Raw genomic sequence first — 17,376 nt, forward strand, 5'->3', positions numbered from 1 at the left:
AAAGCGCCTCCTTGTGCTGGAAGAGTGCCGGAAAAGGCAGGGCACGCGCGCGCCCTGCCCCGGATCGGTCAGGCAAGCCGGATCAGCCGGCGGGCGACATCTCGATCCCGCGCGCCTCAAAGAACGCCTTGGCGCCGGGGTGATACTCGACCCCCGGATAGGCCTTGTAGGCGGTCTCCAAGTTCAGCGCGCGCAGCGGCGGATAGGCCTCGCCGATGGCCTCTTTCTGGTCGAAGACCACGGCCAGAAGCTGCTCGATCTTCTCGTCCGGCACATGTGCGCCGGCGAGCAGCACATTGTCCCAGGTGACGAACTGCATCGGCTCGGCCACGCCCACGCGCACCGGCGCCGGGGTCACTTCGGTGAAGTAGAAGGCGGGGCGCACCTCTTGGATCTTGGCCAGCGTTTCGTCATTGGCCTCGACACTCAGAAAACGCACGCCGCCGACCGACGCGTCGACCTCGGCCACTTTCGGCCCGCCCACCGCGAAAAACGCGCTGTCGACCCGGCCCGACGCCATGTCGTCGGAGCCGCGGATCAGTTCCGGCACCGGCACCTGTTTCACATCGTCCCAGCTCAGCCCCCCGGCGGCGAGGATGGCCGAGATATGCGAGCGCGCGATGGGAAAGGCATCCCAGCCCGAGGGCACGCTTTTGCCCTTGAGATCCGCGACCGATGTCATGCCGGAGCTTTCCTTGACATAGAGCCCGACCGGGAACGGGTTGATCCGCGCCACCACCCGCAGGTTCGGCATTGCCATGCGATACTCGCCCGAGCCTTCGACGGCGGTGATCACATCGTTGACATCGTTGAGCGAAAACTCCGCAAGCTGGTCGTTGACCGCCTGCATCATCTGCGCATTGCCGCCATAGGGCTGCACCACCAGCGCCATGGCGCCGCTGTCGCGTGCCTCGCCGGCGATCACCGTGGCCATAGTGTTCCAGACCGAGCCCTGCGGCGGGGTCGAGAAGGACATGACCTGCGCCTGTGCGCCGGCGCCGAGCCCGGCGACAAAGGCCGTGGCCAGGCAGATGCTCCTGAAAATCGTCATTGCGTTTCCTCCCTTTTCAATCCTGCGGTCAGCCAGCGACCAGCGCCTGACGGTCGATCTTGCCGGTGCCGGTCTTGGGCAGCTCGGCCACGTATTCGAACAGCCTTGGCGACTTGAACGGCGTGAGCTGTGCCTTGACGTAATCGCGCAGTTTCAGTGTCTGTTCGTCGCTCGCCGCCACGCCCGCGACGAGGCTGACAATGGCCCGCAACGCCATGCGCTTGTCGGCAAGCTGCACCGCCAGCACCGCGCATTCATGCACATCCGGGTGCTCGTTCAGACAGCGCTCGACCTCCAGCGGCCAGACCCATTGCCCGGAGACCTTGATCAGATCGTCGGCGCGGCCCTGGAAGTAATAGAACCCGTCGCGTTCGATGAAGCGGTCGCCGGTATAGATCCAGTCGCCGCGCATGGTCTCGGCGGTCTTGTCCGGGCGGTTCCAGTAGGTCGGCGCCGAGGAATGCCCGCGCACGAACATCACCCCCTCCTCGCCCGGCTCGGCCGGCACGCCGTCCGGTGTCTCCAGCCGCACCTCATAGCCCGGCACCCGCGCCCCCGCCGCGCCGATCCGGTGATCGTCAAGCGCGTTCGACAGATACACATGCAGCAGTTCGGTGGAGCCCAGCCCCTCGGTCGGCCCATGGCCCACCAGCTCTTTCCAGGTGTTATAGACATCTTCCGACAGGATCTCGGCGGCTGACATGGACTGGCGCAGCGAGCTCAGATCATGCGCCTCCAGCGCGGCACTGCGGGCGAGCGCCGTATAGAGCGTCGGCAGGCCGAACAGCACCGTCGGGCGATAGATCTCGATGGCGCCCAGCACCACGTCGGGGCGCGGCTGGCCCGGCATGAACAGCGTCGTCGCGCCGGTGCAGAACGGAAAGACCAGCGAATTGCCGAACCCGTAGGCGAAATAGGCCTTGGGCACGGAATAGCAGATATCGTCCTCGCGCAGCTTGAGGATATGGTCGCCGAAACTCTGCTGGATATAGGCCATGTCGTGATGCAGATGCACGATGCCCTTGGGCCGCCCGGTGGAGCCCGAGGAATACATCCAGAACGCCATGTCGTCGGGGCCGGTATCGGCGGCCTCCAGCTCGGTCCCGTGGCCGTCGAGGAAGGTCGCCGCCCCGATCCGGCCCGGCCCGGTCACATCGCCATTGGTGACCACGATGGTCTCCAGCTGCGTGCCCTTCAGCGTGTCGCCGGAAAAGATCGCCGACAGCTCCGCATCGACCACCGCATAGCGTGCCTCGGTATCCTGAAGGAAATATTGCAGCACGTCCGGACGGGTCTGGATATTGAGCAGAACCGGCACGAACCCTGCCCGAACCGCACCAAAGAACGCAGCCGCAAAGGCCGGCGTGTCGTCGAGAAAGAACGCGATCCGCTCGCCGCGCGCCAGCCCGGCATCGGCAAATGCATTGCCCCAGCGCGCCGCCTCGGCGATCAGCTCGGCATAGCTCATATGCCCAAGCGGGCCGATCACGGCGGTCTTGTCGGGGTTCCGGCTCAGGTTCTGCCAGAGGATTTCGGACCCGTTCGGGTGATCGGCCTTCACATAGCCGATCTCGTCGGCGCCGGGGGTGCGCTCGGCGACGGGGTCGGGGATGGCGCCGGTCGCATGTGTGCTGGTCATATCCGTCATCTGGTCTCCGTGACGTCGGCAAACGGGGGCCGTGGGGCGCCCGCCAAAGGCGCCCTGCCCCTCTCGTTGCAGGGGTTGAGAGAACCGGGGGCCGCGCCCCCGCGTTCAGCCGTGAACGGCGCTGTAGGCTTCGTAATCGGCGGCGAATTTCGGCGCGATCTGATGCAGCCGCTCCGGCGTCATCCGGCCCGAGCGCATCAGGTAATCATGCGCGAAATCCATCGGCGCGAGCCGCAGCTTCTCGCCAAAGCTCTCGTACCAGGTGGCCGAGGTGTTGGCGGCATCGACGATCTTGCGTGCCACCGGCGGGCGCTGCGCCTGATAGGCGGCCAGCGCCTCGTCGATATCGTCGTGATCCTTCAGCGCATGGATGAGCGCAATCGCGTCCTCCATGGCCAGCCGCGTGCCCGACCCGATGGAGAAATGCGCCGTATGCACCGCATCGCCCAGCAGCACGTTGCGCCCGGCGATCCAGCTTTCGCACCAGAGCCGCGGGAACTGCCGCCAGTTGGATTTGTTCATCACCAGATCGGTGCCCTTGAGCACATCAGCAAACAGCGTGCTGCACAGCTTGGCGCTTTCTTCCTCGCTCATCGCGTCAAAGCCAAAGGCCTTGTAGGTCGCATCCTCGCATTCGACGATGAAGGTGCTGCGATCCGGCGCAAAGCGGTAGTGATGCGCGTTGAGCGGGCCCTTGTCGGTCTCGATAAAGGTCTGGGTCAGCGTATCAAAGGGAATGGTCGCGCCGAACCAGGCGAAGTGGTTGTCGAAATACTCGATGGTCGGCTTGAACTGGTCTTCCAGCGACTGGCGCATCAGCGAGTTCAGCCCGTCGGCGCCGATCACCAGATCCGCGTCGAACTCGTCGAGCGATGAGATATGGGTCTTGAAACGGATCTCGACGCCCAGGTCGCGGGCGCGGTCCTTGAGGATCTCGATCAGCTCCAGCCGCCCCACGGCGGTAAAGCCCACGCCGTCCAGCGTCACCTGCCCCTTCGGCAGGTTCAGCGTCATGTCCTGCCAGCGCTCCATATGCGGCACGATCAGGTCATGGGTCTCGGCATCGTCGGCTTTCAGGAAATCGAGCGCGCGGTCGGAAAACACCACACCGAATCCAAAGGTCGCGCCTTCCGGATTCTGCTCGGTCACCCGCACTTTCACATGCGGCAGCAGCCGGCGGATCAGGATCGCGGTGTAGAGCCCACCGGGCCCTCCCCCCAGAATTTCGATGGTCGACAGCTGAGACATCCTTCCTCCCTCCCGAAGCTATGGACGTAGAGGGATGAATAAGATAAAATTCTAAATCGTGCAATCATTTTTACAATACGGAAAAATCTATGCCTCTTCTGATGACCGTCGACGTGACTTTCGGAGACTGCGATCCTGCCGGTATCGTCTTTTATCCGAACATTTTTCGCTGGATGGATGCGGGCTTTCAAAAGCTGCTGCGCCCGCTTGGCGGGCACCAGAAACTCTGCCGCGAGCTCGACAGTCTCGGCCTCGGCCTTGCCGATGCGCAGGCACAGTTCCGCAGCACGATTCGAGACGGCGACCAGCTTGAGCTGCATGTCTCGGTAGCCAAATGGTCGGCACGCAGCGTCACCCTCGGTTATGAGGGCCGGGTCGGCGACCGGCTGGCTTTCGAGGGCCGCGAAGTGCGCTGCCTTTTCAAACGCGGCGAGGACGGTATTGTCGCGGGAGACATGAACGCCTTTCGCGAGAGGTTGGAGAAAGCGGAATGACGGACGAGGTGGGCCACGGGCTAAAATCGCTGGACACGGCGCTTGGTGTGCTGGCCTTCATGGCGCGGCAGGACGGCCCGCTCACGCTTTCCGACATCGCGCGCGGTTGCGACATGCCGCCAAGCAAGGTGCACCGCTATCTCGCCTCCTTCGTCACCGCCCGGCTGGTCCGGCAGGAGGGCCGCTCCGGGCGCTACGATCTCGGGCCGGAAGCGCTGCAACTGGGGCTCGCCGCCATCGGCCGGCACGATTTCGTCAACAGCTCCGCCGACGGGCTGCCGGATCTGGCGGCGCAGACGGGCATGACGGCGCTGCTCGCGGTCTGGGCCAATGACGGCGCCACGGTGGTGCGCTGGCAGCGCGGTCTCTCGCCCACGGTGACCTCGATCGGGCTGGGCACGACCCTGCCGCTGCTGACTTCCGCCACGGGCCGGATCTTTCTCACCTACGCCCCGCAAGCCGCCATTCGCCGCATGCGCGAGGCTGAACTGCGCCGCGCCGCGCGCCAGACCGCGCTACTGCCCGATGTACCGGCGACGTCCTCGGGGTTAGAGACGCTTCGCGACACGATCCGCGCCCAGGGCTTCGCTTCGGTGGACAGCAACTTCATTCCCGGCCTCGTCGCCGCCGCAGCCCCCGTGCTCGACTGGCAGGGCGAGGCTCAGGCCGTCGTGACCATCTTTGGAGTGGACCCGGCGACCATCACTCCGGACTCGCCCCAGGTCCGGGCGCTTCTGGACTATTGCGCCGCATGCTCGGTGGTCCGCGCCGCCTGAGCCCTCAGCCCCCGGCGGGCACAGTCAGCCCGTCATCCTCCAGCCGCTCACGGTCGGGCAGATCGCTGAGGCTCTCCAGATCGAAGGCCACGAGGAACTGCTCGGTGGTCACGAAAGTATAAGGCGCCCCCCGGCGCGGGCTGCGCGGACCGGTGGCGATGAGCTTGCGCGCGTTCAGCCGCCCGATCAGGTCGCGCGCGATCTCCTTGCCAAAGATATCCTTGAGCCCGTCGCGGGTGATCGGCTGGTGATAGGCGATGGCCGCCAGCACCGCGATGTCGAACTCGTTCAGGTCGAGCACCTGCTGCCCCACATCCGCCGCCGCCCGGATCGCCGGCGCATAGGCCGGACGGGTGCGCAGGATCCAGCCGCCGGTCACCGCCGCCACCGCAAAGGCGCGGCCTTCCAGATCGGCGGCAAGATCCTCGACCAGCAATTCGACCGAAGCGCCCTGCCCCACGACCCGCGCCAGATCCTCGCGCGGCACCGGCGACGCGCTGGCGAACAGCACCGCCTCGATACGCCGCATCCATTCGCGCCAGCGCAGCTCCGGCGGCAGATCCGCGAGATCGCGGTCGAGATCCGGTTCGGCGCGGTCCTCTGCCATGCTCACACCCCGTAAAGCCGAAAGGTCTCGCGCCCGGTCAGTTCACGTACGGCTCCGAGCGCCACCAGCCGATCGCAGAGCCGGCGCGCGGCGCGTGGAGACATCAGGTGTTTCAGACCGGAGGCGCTCACCGCATCCTGCGAGAGGAACAGCGCGACCGCTTGGTCGGCGCTCTTGGCGCGCAGCTTCGGTGCGACGGCTTCGAGCCTGGCCACGCGCCGCGCAAGATCGCCCGCGAGCCGGATCGCGTCCGCGGTTGCCGCCGTCACCGCGACATGGCAGGCCTGCCGCAGTGCATCGCCGGACCGGCGCAAATCCTGACGCTTGATCCCCGTGGCGAGCAACGGGACGACATGCCGCCAGCGCAGCGCGCGCGCCAGGGCGGTATCCGCCAGAATCAATGCGGTGGCTTCATCGCGGGGGAATTCCATCAGAACCGCCTCCAGAACGGCCGCCGCTTGGGCGATTGGCCCGCCCTGCCCCGCGCTCAGCCAACCGTCGATATGGCCGGCGGCATGATCGGGAATGGCGCGGCGCAGAGCGGCGTCCGACAGCGGGTGTGCGACAGCCCGTCGCCAGCGCAGATAGATCTCTCCCGCCGGCCCGGGATGATCGCCGGGCCGCAGCAGATGCAGCGTGTCGCGGAGTTCGGCGGCGCGTTCCGGGCGTCCGGACCATGCAACACAGGCTTCGGCCGCGTAGAGCCCCAGACGGTCGCGCAATAACGATCCCGGTACGTCTGGCCGCGCGAGAAGCCCGTGCAGTTGCGACAATGCAGCGCCCGACAAAAACGCCACATCTTCCAGCGTTGCCGCGCCGCCCCTGGTGACCCAGCCAGGCAAGAGAGGTAGGGTTTTGTCGGTCGGTGTTTGTTCGGTTGCATTGCGAGCCATGATGGAACGCTATCGGGGCGCGGCGCTTTGCACCAGAATTTCCTGCTCAAACGGCCCCTGTCCAGCGACCTTCGCTATGTCCGATAATTACAGAATCCGGCAATGCTGAGCGTTTGGAAAGTTGTCTGGACTCCGCTCAAAGCCCGCATATCCGTGAGCTTCTCACTGTGTCCCGTGTTCGCTCGTAACCTTTTCCTTAGATCACAATTCGTGACTTCTCGGCAATGCAATTCGGCGTTTGTCGATGACAAAACTGTTCGGCGAAGACGGTCTTATGGAGGTCGTGTCATCCGCGTGAGATCCACTGATACGACCCGCCGGAAACGGGTTTCATCGGATCTTGCGAGGTGTCTCTTTTCGACAGTGGTGCCGCGTTCTGTTTCTTGGATGCGAGCCCGCTCCGTTATGTGTTTTAGCGCCTTCAAGGCCCTTCAGCCTTGCGTTTCGGGTAGAGGTTTACCGGGGTAACCCCGAAGAAGACACAGGGCGGTTTACCCCGGTAAACTGATGCACGGTTCGAGCATTGATATGGAACTCTAGATGCGACGCGGTGAGCCTGGACCATTTGGTACGTCAGTCTGGTTTAATGTGTCTTTCCCTACGATACCTCGAATTTACCGCGGTAACGTCGCGCTTTCCGTCAAGGCGCTTCGTGATCGCTTTTGGTGCAGCGGTCAGGCTATGATATCGCATTTTTAGACGGTTCGACTGAACGCAGGCAAAGCATCGAACTTTCCCTGCGTCATTCTAAGCAAGCTTCTTTTGGCCCACTGATCGGGAAGGAACGATCCGGCCTCTGGCGATGGGTTGCCCGTCTTCAAAGCGTTTCACCATGGTCATCAGATAGTGTTTTGGGCTCTTCAATGACGCTAATTTTTCGGCCAGATAATCGAGGGCGAGAACGGTGTTTGTCCACCCCAAACCGACGAGCGTCTTGGCAACCTCTGTCTCGTTCAGTCCCATGAAAGAAGAAAAATCCAATAGGATGCCGATGGCTTCTTTCTCGTTCGTGGGAGCTTTGGGATAGAAGCTACCGATGCTTTCGGTTTGGGCCCAGAGTTCAGACAGTTCATGTTGGTTGAAGGTGTCGGGTTGATCATAATTTTTTTCTTTTGGTTTTGACTCTATGTGCCGGACAGTTTGACCGGCATCGACGGGTTCGATGTCCGGCAATACCGCGGTTTTCGGTTCGTCGCACTGGTCGGGTTCAAAGCTCTCAGTGGTCTGAAGATTGGCTGTCAGCCTGTCGATCTCCGCTTCGATCTCATCGAGCTCTGCATGGCTTGTGGTCTTGCGGCGGAGGGCATTGCGAAGCCGCTCGCGCAGGGCGTCGAGGCAGTGGGGAAGGGAGGTGCCCCTCGAAGCGAGGCTGCGGAGGATCGCGCTGAAGGCGGCGCTCACGCGGTTCTTGCGTTGGCGCAGCACCTGCCGCTGTTCTTCGAGATCGTCGCGCAGTGCGAGCAACGCGTGATAGCGGGCGAGCAGGGGGGCGAGGTCGATGCCATAGGCGAAGACGATCTTTCCGTTTGCGTCGCGTTCGGGGAAGCGCCGTCCGTTTGCGCTCAGATTGCGCCGCACAAGTCCGAGCTGTTCAAGCCGCGCTTCGCCTCTACGAAATCGCCGTTCCTCCATGCCGCAGGCCCGGTTCAGGATCTCCGCGATGTTCATAAAGGACACGTTCAATCCGGCAGGATCGAGCGGCCCGTGGGGCAGGACAGAGAGGTGGGCCCGCAGGACCATCACGTCGCGATCCGCTAGACCGAGCGGTCGGCGCAATTCGGTGACGAGAGACAAAAGCTCCCAGCGATCCACAGCCCTACGGCTGGATCCGGTGTTTGGGCAAACCTCAATCGTTTGCCCGCGCGGCTGCGCCGCGGACATCAATGTCGTCATTTTGATCTTCAGACGGCAAAATTTACCCGTTCACCGAAAACCGGTGTTGAAAAGTTCTCGTCAAAAGGCTAGAAAGGCTTTGCTACAAGACCCATCGAGCCCTCTCCGGAACACTGCTTTCGGGGGGGCTTTTTCTTTATGCCGGTGTCTGCTCCTCTTGTCGTTGCCTCAGGTATCGTTTCTAGTATCCCTGATTTACCTGTGTAAATCGGATTTTCTGTTTTTTTTCATATACTTAAACTTCATTCTTTGTGCTTTTTCTCAAGCGCGGCGATCATGGCATCGATCTGTTCACCAAGCTGGTCCAAAAGATCCGGGGGAGCGGCCTTGCTGGTCTTGACCACCAGTTGCTGCGGTTTGCGCAGCGTCGAAACGCTGCCGCCCAGATAATCGCGGCGTGTGGCCGCCGGGGCAGGGGAGGGCGCTTTGCGCACCCGGTCGGACTGCACCGCCTTTAGCAGCGCGTGAAAGCGCTCGACGCTGTCGCCGCTCTCGGGATCGATAAGTCCGAGCGCTTGTTTCTGTGAGATCCCGTGACGCCCCATCTCGCTGATGAGCTTGTCCCAGTTCCGGCGCCCGACGCCACGCGCCGGCCCGATGGCCAGCACCAGCTCTTCGCCGAGGGACTGGTAGCTCTTGACCATGAAGTTAATCAGCGTGCGCGAGACGTTCAGGAACTCGGCGATGTCCTTCTGCTCATAGCCGGCTTCGAGCCCCTGCGCCGCAGCGCGTGCGCGTTCGATATAGCTCGTCTCCAGGCGCGCGGAATTCTCGATCCCTTGTGCGACAAAAGCCTCGCGGTCGTCCATCTTCGAGACGAAGGCCTTGATCCGGGGCAGGCCGAGACGACGCGTCGCGGCAAGCCGGCGGCGGCCCACGACGATCTCATAGGTCTTCTCCGCGCCTTGCACGATCCGCACGAGGATCGGGATCTGCTGGCCGTTCTCGCGAATGCTGTCGATCAGGCTGTCGAGATCTTCGTTGACGTCGATGCGGTCGCGGATCCGGCTGTCCTGGATCTGGTCGACCGGAATTTCCTGATAGGTGCGGTCGGCGCCGCCCTGGGTCGCGGCCCGGATATATTTGTCGCTCGCCGCGCCGCCCTTGATGATCGGCTTGCGCTTGGCGAGCGGCTTGCGCTCTGGGGCGGAGCTGTCGGCGGAGGGCTGAGCGGCGTCCGTGCCGAATACCGATCTGGCCATCAGGCTGCCTCCTCATTCGTCTGAAGCCGTCCGCGCCCGACCATGATCTCGCGCTCGATCTCCCTGGCGATGCCATGCAGACTTTCGAGAATGCGGTCATAGGTCTTGCGGGTGAAGCTCGACGGATCGACCTCGAGCAGCGGGTTCATCGTGTTGCCCGCGTCGGCGATGGCGGTCGAGCTGAGGAAATCGGTGTTCAGCATCGAGTTGCCGAGCGTATTGCGCAGGAAGGAACTCAGCTGCAACTGCGCCGGATCGCTGGGAGAGTATCGGGTCAGCAGAATGCGGACGAAATCGAAGCGCTTGTCGGGATCGACACCTTCGATGCTCTCCAGCGTGCTGGAGGCGAGATCGAGGAATTTCACCAGGCTGACCACGTCGAGCATGCCCGCCGAGAGCGGGATCAGCATCGAGTTGGACGCGTAAAGCGCCGCGATCACGCAGAACGACATATGCGGCGGCGTGTCGAAGATCACCACGTCATAAGCGTCTTCGACAAGGCTCAGCGCATCCGAAATCCTGGAGTAGAAGGGGATGCCCTTTGCCGCCGCGCTGGCGGTCTCGTATTCGAACTCGGTGAGCGAGATCGAGCCGGGAATAATGTCGATATTCGGGAAATAGGTCGCCTGTATGGCGTCCGCGATCGGAACGCGGCCCTCGTCGCCGCTCTGTTCATCATAGCGCAGGACATCGTAGATCGACGGGATATTGTCGAGATCCGCCTGAATGTCGAAAAGATCGGAACAACTTGCCTGCGGGTCCAGATCGACGAGCAGAACCTTGAAGCCACGCAGCGCGAGGAACTGTGAAAGATTGACCGCGGTGGAGGTTTTGCTAACGCCGCCCTTGAGGTTGTAGATCAGCAGTTTGGTGGTTTCCTCGCCGTCGATCTTGCCCGGAAACATCTCGATAGGCAGCTTGCCGGCGTCATAGAGTGCGCGCTGGACCTCGTGGATTTCCTCAAGCGAAAAGGTGCGGCGGTTGCCGGGCTCCATCACGCCTTCCGGAAGACCGTCGATTGTCTTCAGATGGTGGCGCAGCGTGTTGTAGTTCATCCGGAAAGCGATATCGGCCATTTCACGGATAGTGAAACGGCGCAGCCCCTTGTCGGACTTGCGCGTATCCGGTGCGTGGAGTCGACTGGCCTGTTGACGCAGGGCGTGATCCAGCGCATCGCTGAAGTTGCCGAGAGTCTCGGAGCCAAGAAGCTCTCTCATCTGCTCTGTCCTCATCTTTTGTGTTTTCTTTTCACTTACATCAGCAAACCCTCGTAAGTCTACAGAAAGCTGATGAGACGCAGACTTCCCGGCGAGGCTTTGGGGCTGATTTGCAGCATGTATTTTCGATAAAACTATTACAAAACAGATTCTTACCCTGTTTCCTGATATCTTCGCTCCCACGCGGGCTTATTCACATTTTATCCACAGCCTCATGTTTCCTTCCGCATATCCTCTGGGGTTTAGACGGAAAGCGGGCGCGTTTCGGCCTGATTCACGCATGATGCCTCGCGTCGAGATTCGGTTTTGGCGCGAGGTACATAGGCACAGAATGAGCGGTGCTGGCAGGTTACGTGCGGGCCGTGTCGGGAGTGTCGGCAGGGCAGGGGGGTACAAACGCCGCAGAGGCCGACAGGCATATGCCGTCGGCCTTCGGTATCAGTGCGGATTGTTCTGGGAAAAAATCCCAATAACGGGATTCGATGCCGCTAGCGCAGCACCAGGACCGGGATATCGCTATGCGTCACCACCTCGTTGGTCTGACTGCCGAGGAGCACGCGATTGACGCCCCGGCGCCCATGCGTCGCCATCACGATCAGATCCGCCTCCGACATCTTTGCCGCCTGAAGGATGCCTTCTGCGGGCCGCTGGTCGCCGATATGGCTCGGCTCGCACGCGACGCCCGCCTTTTTCGCCAGGGCGCACGCGGCGCCGAGGATGGCGTGGGCATGCTCCGCTTCGTGGGCTTCGTAGCTCTGGATCGCCTGCACCGCATGTTTCGGCGTCTCGCGTGACATATCCAACGCCGACCACATCTCTGTCACCGTCACCACGACAACATCGGCGCCGACTGTCTGGGCCAGTGCGACGCCATGCTCGACGGCCTTGCCGGCAAGCTCGCTTCCATCCGTCGCAATCAGGATTTTCTTGTACATTGGCTCTCCTCCATGCCGAACCCCTGGCCTCTCGGGCGGGGTTCCGTTTCGCCTATTCCGCCGCTTTGCCGAGCGCCATTTTCTCTGCGGGTTGTCCGAAGAGAACGGGCATGGTCTTCAGCGCCTGCGGGCTATCGACGCCGATCTGCGCCATCGCAGAGCGCATCTCGGCGATCAGGATCTCCATGCATTGCGCGGTGGTCGCCTGACCACCCGCTGCGGCGGCATAGGCAAAGCTTCGTCCGGCAAAGACCATATCCGCGCCAAGCGCCGTGCCCTTGACGATATCCTCGCCACCGCGCACGCCGCCGTCGAAAAACACCGGTATGTTGCCCGGGGTCGCCGCGCGCACCGCCGGCAGAAGATCGGCGGTCGCCGGCGAGGATTCGAGCTGCCGCCCGCCATGGTTCGACACCCAGACCGCATCCGCCCCTTCGCGCACGGCGCGGGCGGCGTCCTCGCCGTTGGAGATGCCTTTGATGACGAGACGCCCCTGCCAGGCCTCGCGGATGCGCTTGAAGTCGTCCCAGGTGGTGCCGAACTTGTTGCGCTTGCCGGCAAAGGCGCCGACCTTCTGTGTATTCTCGGATTTCGCATAGGCGGCATAGTTCCGCATCAGCGGGGCGCCGGCCAGCAAGGTCTCGATGCTCCAGCGCGGATGCAGCGCCAGATCGGCCAGCAGCCGGGGCGTATAGCGCAATGGCAGTTCGAACCCGTCGCGGATCGAGGCGTTGCGGCGCGAGGGCGCGGGCACATCGACGGTCAGCACCAGCACATCGGTGCCGGCCTCGCGCGCGCGCTCGATCAGGCCAAAGGTGATCTCGTCGGATTTCGCGATATAGAGCTGGAACCAGAAGAACTCTTCCGCCGCCTCTGCCGCCGCTTCGATCGTGGTGGTGGCCATGGTGCTCAGTACGAAGGGCAGCTTGGCCTCGCGGGCGCTACGTGCCAGCATCAGGTCGAGCCCGGGCCAGGCGACATTGGCCATTCCCAGCGGGGCCACGCCGAGCGGTGCGCTATACTCTTGTCCGAAGAGAGAAACCTCTGTGCGGATATCGGCGCCGACGAGCCGGCGCGTGGCAAAGACCATATCCTGAAGCGCGCGGCGGTTGCGATGCGTGCTGGCGCTGTCTCCGGCGCCCCCGGTCAGGTAATTATAGGCGAAACGCGGCATGCGCTGTCGCGCCCGCTTTTCGAGATCCGCGACATTGGCGATCCTGGCTCGAAACATTCTCCCCCCTTCGAAACGCGACCTGCTCGGGGCGAGCTTGGCGCAAAAGCCGCGCGCGCGCCAATATTCTGCGCCGAGGCGTTGGATAGGTCACAGATATGCATGATGCCCCATGCACGGACGGAAAACGTCGGTTGCGACGGTGGTCATCATATTCAGCACAATGGGAAACTGCCGGATCGTGGCTATGCATGCGATCTGCCATATCCTGAAAGACACCATATGTATTTTACTCACCGTATGAACTGCCGCAGGCTCGCCGCGTGTGCCCCGTCAGTCCGGCAGGGCGCGGAACAAGTCTGTCTGTCCGCGCGGTTTCCGTGTCCCCCGGTCAGGCGGTCGCAAGGGAGGTGACATGAAGGTCGGTGAGGCAATCGCAGAGATCCTGAAACGGGAGGGTATCGAGGTCGTGGCCGGATACCCGCTCAACCACATGCTCGAATACAGCGCCAAGGCGGATATCCGTCCGATCATCGTGCGTCAGGAACGGGTCGGGCTGCATATGGCCGACGCGATCTCGCGCATGACGTCGGGCGAAAAGATCGGTGTCTTCGTCATGCAGCACGGCCCTGGCGCCGAGAACGCCTTTGGCGGCGTGGCGCAGGCCTATGGCGAATCCGTGCCGCTGCTGGTCATGCCCATGGGCTATGACCGCAAGGCCGCGCATGTGGAGCCGAATTTCAACTCGGTGACCAGCATGCGCTCGGTGACCAAATCCGCCGAGCCGATCACCAGCGGCGCCGATGTGCCCGATATCATGCGCCGGGCGTTCTCGCGGCTGCGCAACGGGCGGGGCGGTCCGGTGCTGGTCGAGATCCCCAAGGATATCTGGCAGGAGGAGGTGCCCGAGCCGCTCGATTACGTGCCGGCCAAGATCGCGCGCTCGATGCCCGATCCGGCAGAGATCGAGGCGGCGGTGGATCTGCTGCTCTCGGCCAAGCGCCCGGTGATCTATGCGGGGCAGGGGGTGCATTACGCCAAGGCCTGGCCGGAGCTGAAAGAGTTCGTCGAGCTGTCGGGCATTCCGATCTGCACCAGCCTTGAGGGCAAGAGCGCCTTTCCCGAAACGCACGAGCTGGCGCTGGGGTCAGGTGGCGCCGCGATCCCGCGCACCGTGCGGCATTTCCTCGACCGCTCCGACGTGATCTTCGGTGTCGGGTGCAGCTTTACCAAGACCTCCTTCGGGGTCGCGATGCCGAGCGGAAAGACCGTCATCCACAACACCAACGACGCCAATCATCTGGCCAAGGATATCCCGCTGGAGATCGGCCTGCTGGGCGACTCGCGGCTGACGCTGACCGCGATGCTGGATGTCATGAAAGCCCGACTATCCGGCCCGCGCGACCGCAGCGCCGTGGTCGCCGAGATCAAGGAGGTGCATGAGGGCTGGCTGGCCGAATGGCTGCCCAAGCTCACCTCGGACGAGGCGCCGCTCTCGCCCTACCGCGTGCTGTGGGATCTGCAAAAGACCGTGGACATGCCCAACACCATCATCACCCACGATGCCGGCAGCCCGCGCGACCAGCTCTCGCCCTTCTGGCAGTGCGAGACGCCGCTCAGCTATATCGGCTGGGGCAAGACCACGCAGCTCGGCTACGGGCTGGGGCTGGCGATGGGCGCCAAGGTGGCCTGCCCGGACAAGCTCTGCATCAATGTGTGGGGCGATGCGGCCATCGGCTTTACCGGCATGGATTTCGAGACCTGCGTGCGTGAGCGTATCCCGATCATGTCGGTGCTCTTGAACAACTACTGCATGGCGCTGGAGCTCGACGTGATGCCGGTCTCGACCGAGAAATACCGCTCGACCGATATCAGCGGCAACTATGCCGACATGGCGACAGCCTTCGGCGGTTATGGCGAACGGGTGACCCGGCCCGAGGACATCGTGCCCGCGATCCTGCGCGGCATCGAGAAGACGCAGCAGGGCATTCCGGTGCTGCTCGAGTTCATGACCTCGAAGGAAACCGTCACCTCGCGCTACAAGGTGGAAGAGCTGACGATCTGAGGCAACCCGTTGCGCGGTGTGCTCCCCCCGCCGCGCAACCTGCTCTTCCCCGATCCGCCCGGCGTTTTGCGCCGGGCGGTTTTCCTGTGTTTGGGGGGGATCAAGTGATCCATATCGGTGGCTGCGGCGCGGAAAATACCAGGCGCGGCTCTCATTGCAACGTTGGCAGGGATCGCGTCAGGAACCGGAAGCCTACCCCTCCCGCCGCGCAGCCCCCAGCCCTGCCAGCCGCCCGAACAGCACCGAACGCCCGAGCCCGTGCTGCGGAAAGCCGCCATGGCTCTCGCCGGCGCAGAACAGCCCGGGGATCGGAGCGCCGTCGAGAGCGATCACCCTCGCGCCCGCGTCGATGCGCAGCCCGGCGAGGCTGTCATGGATCATCGGCGTGGCCCAGGCGGCATAAAACGGCGGGCGGGCGATCGGATAGCGCGGTTGGGGTTTGCCGAAATCCCGGTCGACGCCCTCGGCGACAAAGCAATTGTACCGCGCAATCGTCTCGGCGAGTGCGGCCCGGTCCAGCGGCGTGCTCTGATAGGGGTTGTCGAGATTTGCGACCAGCTCGCCCAGCGTATCGCCTCGCGCGAAATACTGCGGGTCCACATACGGTGGCTCGGGCGTCCAGCCCTCGCGTGCGACCGCGTCGGCGTCGAAGATCGCCCAGACCGGGCCGCCGCCATCGGGTGCGCCCTCGCGCCTGCAATAGCCCATCGCGGCATCGAAAAACGCCTGGTCCTCGTCCTCCTCGTTCCAGAACCGCCTGCCGGCCTGATTGACGAGAATGACGTTCTGCCAGTCGCTCACCGTCAGACCGGTGGCGCGTGCGCGGGGGAAATGCGGGCTGTCAGTACGGTATTTCAGGCGTTTGTAACCCCAGCGGCAGCCGATGTGGTGGGTCTTTGCCATCACCAGACAGGTGCCCGCCGTCTGCGCCGCCGTGCCCCAGAGCGAGGCACCATAGGCCAGCGCGGCAATCTCGCCATCGCCGGTCTGCGGTGCCACCGGTGCACCGACCTGCTGGTATTCTTCGGTGAGGCGCGGATCGAAAATGCGCCGGAAATTCACATTGCCGGTGCTGCCGCCGGTGGCCAGTACGATGCCGCGCCGGGCGGTGATGGCAAAGGGGCCGGCCGGCGCCGTGCCTTCCACGATCTGCGGCTGTCCCTCCGGCCCCGGCGCGATCCGCGTCATCCGGTGGCCGAGGCGGAAATCGACCCCCAGCCGCCGCGCGCTGCGCTCGAGTGCCCGCACCAGACCCGAGCCGTTGCGCCCGCTCTCGCGCAGCGCCAGCTCTTCGGTGACGGGCCATTCCTCGCAGCGAAAGACCCTCGGCACGCTTTGCGGCCCGACCGATTTCACATCGAGCTTCACCGCCGTTGGCGTGTCGATAAAGCGCACGCCATGCTCGGCGAGGAACTCATAGGTTTCCACGCTGTGATCGGCATAGGCGCGCACCAGATCGCGGTCGCAGAACCGGCTTTCAGGCAGATCGTGGCGGACCCAGTCGCGGAAGACCGCATCCGGCGTGTCCTCGATCCCCAGCCGCGCCTGAAGCGCGTTGCCGCCGCCGAGATGGATATTGCCGCCGCTGACGATGCCGCGCCCGCCGATATCGTCGCAAAGCTCGATCATCGTTACCGAGGCGCCTGCCGAGGCGGCGGCGACAGCGGCGGCAAGCCCCGCCGGGCCGGCGCCGATCACGGCCACATCGGTATCGCTTTTCGGGGTGTGCGTGCTGTCTGCCATGGCGGAGGGTCCGGTAATTGTCTTTGGATGCCTGCGCCCCGCATGTTGCGGCCCGCCAGAGGGCGCGCACGACTCGGGGCCGCGTCATAAGACAACTGCGGAGATACTCAGCAAAATACTGATTTTGTTTCGCTTGATACGCCTATGCTATGTGTGCCGGAGCGACGCGTGGCGATCTGGGGTAGGGGGATCGAAAAAGCGCATTGTGCAGTCAGGTTTCATATGAGCACCATATGAAAGTATTGTGGGTTCGTATTTTACATTGATTTGGGATTTGGGTCACCGTGACGAACGGGGAGCTTCGAGCGAACCGGAGCATTTGCCGCAAGGTCGGGCCGTCAGGCCGATCTCGGCAATAGCGCAAGCAGATGGGAGGAGAAACGTCTGCGACCGCGAACATGCCATGTCGTTCGGTACCCCGGCACATCGCCGA

General features: G+C 63.4%; 14 protein-coding genes. 3 read left to right on the top strand and 11 right to left on the bottom strand.

Annotation, left to right across the window (positions count from 1 at the left end; genetic code table 11):
* Positions 1-82 precede the first annotated feature (82 nt).
* The 3 genes from I6N89_RS12530 to cehH form a co-directional block, all read right to left on the bottom strand.
* On the bottom strand, positions 83-1,051 hold the full coding sequence (locus tag I6N89_RS12530) for a TAXI family TRAP transporter solute-binding subunit (RefSeq protein ID WP_207018784.1): 969 nt from the start codon (positions 1,049-1,051) through the stop codon (positions 83-85).
* Between the two features lie 28 nt (positions 1,052-1,079).
* Positions 1,080-2,690 carry a salicylyl--CoA ligase gene (gene cehG / locus I6N89_RS12535; protein ID WP_268957321.1) on the bottom strand — a complete coding sequence of 537 codons (1,611 nt, stop codon included), beginning with the start codon at positions 2,688-2,690 and terminating at the stop codon, positions 1,080-1,082.
* A 114-nt stretch (positions 2,691-2,804) separates the two neighbouring features.
* Positions 2,805-3,947 (bottom strand): salicylyl-CoA hydroxylase, encoded by a 1,143-nt coding sequence (gene cehH, locus I6N89_RS12540; RefSeq protein WP_207018786.1) that lies wholly within the window; start codon positions 3,945-3,947, stop codon positions 2,805-2,807.
* An 89-nt stretch (positions 3,948-4,036) separates the two neighbouring features.
* On the opposite strand from cehH, the gene I6N89_RS12545 reads away from it, so the two are divergent.
* Both I6N89_RS12545 and I6N89_RS12550 read left to right on the top strand, forming a co-directional pair.
* A complete protein-coding gene (locus I6N89_RS12545; protein ID WP_207018787.1) occupies positions 4,037-4,441 on the top strand; it encodes an acyl-CoA thioesterase in 405 nt (134 codons plus the stop codon).
* On the top strand, positions 4,438-5,217 hold the full coding sequence (locus I6N89_RS12550) for an IclR family transcriptional regulator (RefSeq protein ID WP_207018788.1): 780 nt from the start codon (positions 4,438-4,440) through the stop codon (positions 5,215-5,217). Before I6N89_RS12545 ends, I6N89_RS12550 begins: the two co-directional genes overlap by 4 nt.
* Before the next feature lie 4 nt (positions 5,218-5,221).
* Here I6N89_RS12550 and scpB read toward each other — a convergent pair whose 3' ends face one another.
* From scpB to I6N89_RS12585, 7 genes are all read right to left on the bottom strand, one after another.
* Positions 5,222-5,824, bottom strand: coding sequence for an SMC-Scp complex subunit ScpB (gene scpB, locus I6N89_RS12555; RefSeq protein WP_207018789.1), 603 nt, complete (start codon positions 5,822-5,824; stop codon positions 5,222-5,224).
* A gap of 2 nt (positions 5,825-5,826) precedes the next feature.
* Positions 5,827-6,717, bottom strand: coding sequence for a DUF1403 family protein (locus tag I6N89_RS12560; RefSeq protein WP_207018790.1), 891 nt, complete (start codon positions 6,715-6,717; stop codon positions 5,827-5,829).
* Positions 6,718-7,464: 747 nt separating this feature from the next.
* Positions 7,465-8,610, bottom strand: a complete 1,146-nt coding sequence (locus I6N89_RS12565; protein WP_207018791.1) for a helix-turn-helix domain-containing protein — start codon at positions 8,608-8,610, stop codon at positions 7,465-7,467.
* 242 nt (positions 8,611-8,852) lie between these two features.
* Positions 8,853-9,812 (bottom strand): ParB/RepB/Spo0J family partition protein, encoded by a 960-nt coding sequence (locus I6N89_RS12570; RefSeq protein WP_207018792.1) that lies wholly within the window; start codon positions 9,810-9,812, stop codon positions 8,853-8,855.
* A complete protein-coding gene (locus tag I6N89_RS12575) occupies positions 9,812-11,029 on the bottom strand; it encodes an AAA family ATPase (protein WP_207018793.1) in 1,218 nt (405 codons plus the stop codon). The genes I6N89_RS12570 and I6N89_RS12575 overlap by 1 nt, the downstream gene beginning before the upstream one ends.
* A gap of 488 nt (positions 11,030-11,517) precedes the next feature.
* On the bottom strand, positions 11,518-11,964 hold the full coding sequence (locus I6N89_RS12580; RefSeq protein ID WP_207018794.1) for a universal stress protein: 447 nt from the start codon (positions 11,962-11,964) through the stop codon (positions 11,518-11,520).
* 52 nt (positions 11,965-12,016) lie between these two features.
* The gene (locus tag I6N89_RS12585; RefSeq protein WP_207018795.1) at positions 12,017-13,195 is read right to left on the bottom strand and encodes an alpha-hydroxy acid oxidase; all 1,179 of its coding nucleotides are present in this window, start codon (positions 13,193-13,195) and stop codon (positions 12,017-12,019) included.
* A gap of 355 nt (positions 13,196-13,550) precedes the next feature.
* On the opposite strand from I6N89_RS12585, the gene I6N89_RS12590 reads away from it, so the two are divergent.
* A complete protein-coding gene (locus I6N89_RS12590; RefSeq protein ID WP_207018796.1) occupies positions 13,551-15,200 on the top strand; it encodes a thiamine pyrophosphate-requiring protein in 1,650 nt (549 codons plus the stop codon).
* Positions 15,201-15,392: 192 nt separating this feature from the next.
* Here I6N89_RS12590 and I6N89_RS12595 read toward each other — a convergent pair whose 3' ends face one another.
* Positions 15,393-16,943, bottom strand: coding sequence for an FAD-dependent oxidoreductase (locus I6N89_RS12595; RefSeq protein WP_207018797.1), 1,551 nt, complete (start codon positions 16,941-16,943; stop codon positions 15,393-15,395).
* Between the last annotated feature and the right edge of the window lie 433 nt (positions 16,944-17,376).

The sequence above is a fragment of the Salipiger abyssi genome, assembly GCF_017311415.1.
GTDB classification, from domain to species: domain Bacteria; phylum Pseudomonadota; class Alphaproteobacteria; order Rhodobacterales; family Rhodobacteraceae; genus Salipiger; species Salipiger abyssi_A.

Bases quoted from the DNA above. Each gene is read 5' to 3' on its own strand.
- cehH (WP_207018786.1), bottom strand. From the start codon at position 3,947: ATGTCTCAGCTGTCGACCATCGAAATTCTGGGGGGAGGGCCCGGTGGG.
- I6N89_RS12545 (WP_207018787.1), top strand. From the start codon at position 4,037: ATGCCTCTTCTGATGACCGTCGACGTGACTTTCGGAGACTGCGATCCT.
- scpB (WP_207018789.1), bottom strand. From the start codon at position 5,824: ATGGCAGAGGACCGCGCCGAACCGGATCTCGACCGCGATCTCGCGGAT.
- I6N89_RS12560 (WP_207018790.1), bottom strand. From the start codon at position 6,717: ATGGCTCGCAATGCAACCGAACAAACACCGACCGACAAAACCCTACCT.
- I6N89_RS12570 (WP_207018792.1), bottom strand. From the start codon at position 9,812: ATGGCCAGATCGGTATTCGGCACGGACGCCGCTCAGCCCTCCGCCGAC.
- I6N89_RS12585 (WP_207018795.1), bottom strand. From the start codon at position 13,195: ATGTTTCGAGCCAGGATCGCCAATGTCGCGGATCTCGAAAAGCGGGCG.
- I6N89_RS12580 (WP_207018794.1), bottom strand. From the start codon at position 11,964: ATGTACAAGAAAATCCTGATTGCGACGGATGGAAGCGAGCTTGCCGGC.
- I6N89_RS12575 (WP_207018793.1), bottom strand. From the start codon at position 11,029: ATGAGAGAGCTTCTTGGCTCCGAGACTCTCGGCAACTTCAGCGATGCG.
- I6N89_RS12595 (WP_207018797.1), bottom strand. From the start codon at position 16,943: ATGGCAGACAGCACGCACACCCCGAAAAGCGATACCGATGTGGCCGTG.
- I6N89_RS12565 (WP_207018791.1), bottom strand. From the start codon at position 8,610: ATGACGACATTGATGTCCGCGGCGCAGCCGCGCGGGCAAACGATTGAG.
- cehG (WP_268957321.1), bottom strand. From the start codon at position 2,690: ATGACCAGCACACATGCGACCGGCGCCATCCCCGACCCCGTCGCCGAG.
- I6N89_RS12530 (WP_207018784.1), bottom strand. From the start codon at position 1,051: ATGACGATTTTCAGGAGCATCTGCCTGGCCACGGCCTTTGTCGCCGGG.
- I6N89_RS12550 (WP_207018788.1), top strand. From the start codon at position 4,438: ATGACGGACGAGGTGGGCCACGGGCTAAAATCGCTGGACACGGCGCTT.
- I6N89_RS12590 (WP_207018796.1), top strand. From the start codon at position 13,551: ATGAAGGTCGGTGAGGCAATCGCAGAGATCCTGAAACGGGAGGGTATC.